This window comes from Paracoccus sp. Z118 (genome assembly GCF_019061185.1).
GTDB lineage: Bacteria > Pseudomonadota > Alphaproteobacteria > Rhodobacterales > Rhodobacteraceae > Paracoccus.
Genome location: NZ_JAHQZU010000069.1, coordinates 1 through 2799 on the forward strand (window position 1 = coordinate 1; position 2799 = coordinate 2799).

Consider the following 2799-nt stretch of genomic DNA (forward strand, 5'->3'; position numbering starts at 1 on the left):
GTTGCAGGTCACGCCCATCCCGGTGCTCTATATCCTGCTCGGATCGCGGCGGGGCGCACAGATGATGCAGCGTCACTGGGCAACGCATGCGCAAGGCGCCGCACGGGCTATGGGTGCGTTCCTCCCGCTGGATCCACGCAACGCCGAAATGGCGTCAGCTGTGCCTCGATCTCTCAGCCCGACCAGATCACGGGCCCGTGCCGACGGCATCGTGGCCGAAACCAATGCCATTTTCGATCTGTTCGACCCGCAGCCTGAGTCCTTTCGAAAGAAGGTTGCCACGCCTGAAAGCCCCCCCGATGACCGAACTGACTTTTTCGACCTAGGCGATCCTCATGCCCGACGACGCGCGGACCACGATGAGTTCGTTGGTCGCGCTGAAGGTAGAATTACGAAAACTGGAGACCATCACCACTGAGGTGGTCCATTCTATGTCAGTGCATGATCGGTCCTGGCGCTATGCTCGGGTGGTCAGCGAAGCGCTCCGGGTAGCGGATTAGGCCAATGCAGGTCCCGCAGGCTGGTGGCCGGTAGAACCTAACGCACAACGTGGGACTGTGACGGACCCAGGACAGTTTCCGCGCAAGGTGACAGAGGCCGCCGAGGTACGCTCCACCCCGTTTCAGCGTTCCTCGACTCCGACCCAGTTCCCACCGCCAGCCGCGGAACGAGCGATCGCCTCCATGGCTCCGACGCTGGCGAGCGCCTGAACCGTGGTGACCGGCCACGGCCATTCCTCCCTCACGGTGAGCGCGAAGGCGTCGAGTTCGGTGGCAAGCGTGTCGAGGGGTTCGAAGCTCTGCTCGCTCACCTGTCCGTCGAGGCCGGCATGGATCAGTCGCGCCTGATCGGGCATCTGGGCCCAGCCAGAGGCGCCGAACACATGCAGCCGCCAGAACGGTGCCGTCGCCATCAGCGTTGAAAGGCTGCCGGTCGCGCCAGACGCGAACTCGAGCATGATCACGGTCGTATCGTCGAGATTGCTGCTGACAGCCAGGCGTCGACTGATGGCGGCGACGCGCACCACCGGTCCCATGATTGCAATCATCGCGTCGAGGACGTGGATGCCCATGGCCGCCATGCCGCCGGCCGGATTTTCGGCGGCCGACCCTCGCCACATCTCGTCAGTGTACTGATAGCCGAAGGGGCCGCAGAAGCTTCCCTCGACATGCAGCGGCCGGCCCAGATCGCCTGAAGCAAGAAGGCCCTGTAGGGCGCGGAACGCGGGCAGGAAACGCCGGTTGAACCCGACGGCGAGCCGCACCCCGGCCGTCTCGCACGCATCGACGGCCGAGATCGCATCGGCCAGCGTCAGAGCCAGGGGTTTTTCGACGAAGACATGGCGACCCGCCGCTGCGGCGCGCCGGATCTGGTCGGCGTGCTGGCTGTGCGGCGTGGCCAGAACGACCGCCTCGATGTCGTCGTCCACCAGCAGCGCGTCAAAACCGGCGGCCAGCGGCAGATCACGGTCGGCGCAGAATGCCGCGGCCTTGTCGGGGGACCTGGTGGCAGCACGGACGAAGGAGAGCATACTGTCCGGGTTGCGCCGGCTGGCATCGACCAGCGTCTGCCCCCAGCGTCCCAGCCCCGCGATCCCGGCCCGCAGCGGCCGCGCGCCGGTCACAGCTTTGCCCCGCCGTCGATGACGACCGTGCTGCCGGTCATGAAGGCCGAGGCGTCGCTGGCCAGATACACCGCCAGTTCGGCGATCTCGGCCGGGGTGCCCATCCGGCCCACCGGCTGACGGCTGGAGAACATCCGCCGCGCGGCGGCGGGGTCCTCCATGGCGTCGATCCTTGCGGTCATCGACGGGGTCTCGACGCCCGAGGGACAGATCGCGTTGCAGCGGATGCCTTGGCCCGCATAGTCCAGCGCGACCGATTTGGTCATGCCGATGACGGCCGCCTTGCTCGCGCCGTAGGCGAAGCGGTCCGGCGCCGCACCAATGGACGAGATGACCGACGCCATGTTGATGATCGACCCGCCCCCGCCCCTCGCCATCAGGGCGACGGCCTCGCGCATCATCCCGTAGGCCGCGGTGACATTGACGGCGAGCGCCGTGTTCCATTGGCCGTCGTCGCAGTCCGCAAGCCGGCCCACCGGAACGATGCCTGCGCAATTGAACTGGACATCTAGCCGCGGCAGTCCGGCATGAAAGGCCCGCACTGCGGCCAGATCCGTCAGATCGACGACGTGGGTCGAGATGCCCGTCCCCTCACTGGATAAGGCGGACAGGCCGTCCGCGTGACGGTCCAGCGCATGGACAATCGCACCCTCGGCCCGGAACCGCAGCGCGGTTTCCCGCCCGATGCCGGCCCCTGCACCCGAGACGACGCAGGTTTTTCCTTCGAGACGCCTCATCCGCTGCGCTCCTTACTTGTTGTAGAGTAGATTGGGCAGCCACAGCACGATCTCGGGCCAGATCGTGATCAGCGCCACGCCAAGGCACATCAGCAGGAAGAACGGCACCGATGCCTTGATGATCCGCGTGATCGAACTCCGGGTGAGGCCCTGCAGGATGAACAGGTTGAAGCCCACCGGCGGCGTGATCTGCGCCATCTCGATCATCAGGATCAGGAAGATGCCGAACCAGATCGGATCGAACCCGGCCGCAAGGATCAGCGGCAGCGTGATCGGCAGGCTCATCACCGTCATCGAGACGCCCTCGAGGAACATGCCGAGCACGATGTAGAAAAGGGTGAGGATCAGGATCAGTTGATAGGGCGACAGGTCCAGCATCGAGATCGCGGCGGAAATGTTCTGCGGGACATGCATGAAGCCCATGGCCGTGGACATGAA

At 65.5% G+C, this 2799-nt stretch carries 4 protein-coding genes; 1 reads left to right on the forward strand and 3 read right to left on the reverse strand.

Annotated features, from left to right (window positions below; translation table 11 throughout):
* On the forward strand, nucleotides 1–418 hold a 418-nt coding region (locus KTN05_RS17325; protein WP_217330617.1), incomplete at its 5' end, for a hypothetical protein.
* A 204-nt stretch (nucleotides 419–622) separates the two neighbouring features.
* On the opposite strand, the gene KTN05_RS17330 is transcribed toward KTN05_RS17325, so the two are convergent.
* From KTN05_RS17330 to KTN05_RS17340, 3 genes are all read right to left on the reverse strand, one after another.
* Nucleotides 623–1624, reverse strand: coding sequence for a Gfo/Idh/MocA family protein (locus KTN05_RS17330; RefSeq protein ID WP_217330618.1), 1002 nt, complete (start codon nucleotides 1622–1624; stop codon nucleotides 623–625).
* Nucleotides 1621–2361 (reverse strand): SDR family oxidoreductase, encoded by a 741-nt coding sequence (locus tag KTN05_RS17335; protein ID WP_217330619.1) that lies wholly within the window; start codon nucleotides 2359–2361, stop codon nucleotides 1621–1623. Before KTN05_RS17335 ends, KTN05_RS17330 begins: the two co-directional genes overlap by 4 nt.
* A 12-nt stretch (nucleotides 2362–2373) precedes the next feature.
* On the reverse strand, nucleotides 2374–2799 hold a 426-nt coding region (locus KTN05_RS17340; protein ID WP_217330620.1), incomplete at its 5' end, for a TRAP transporter large permease subunit.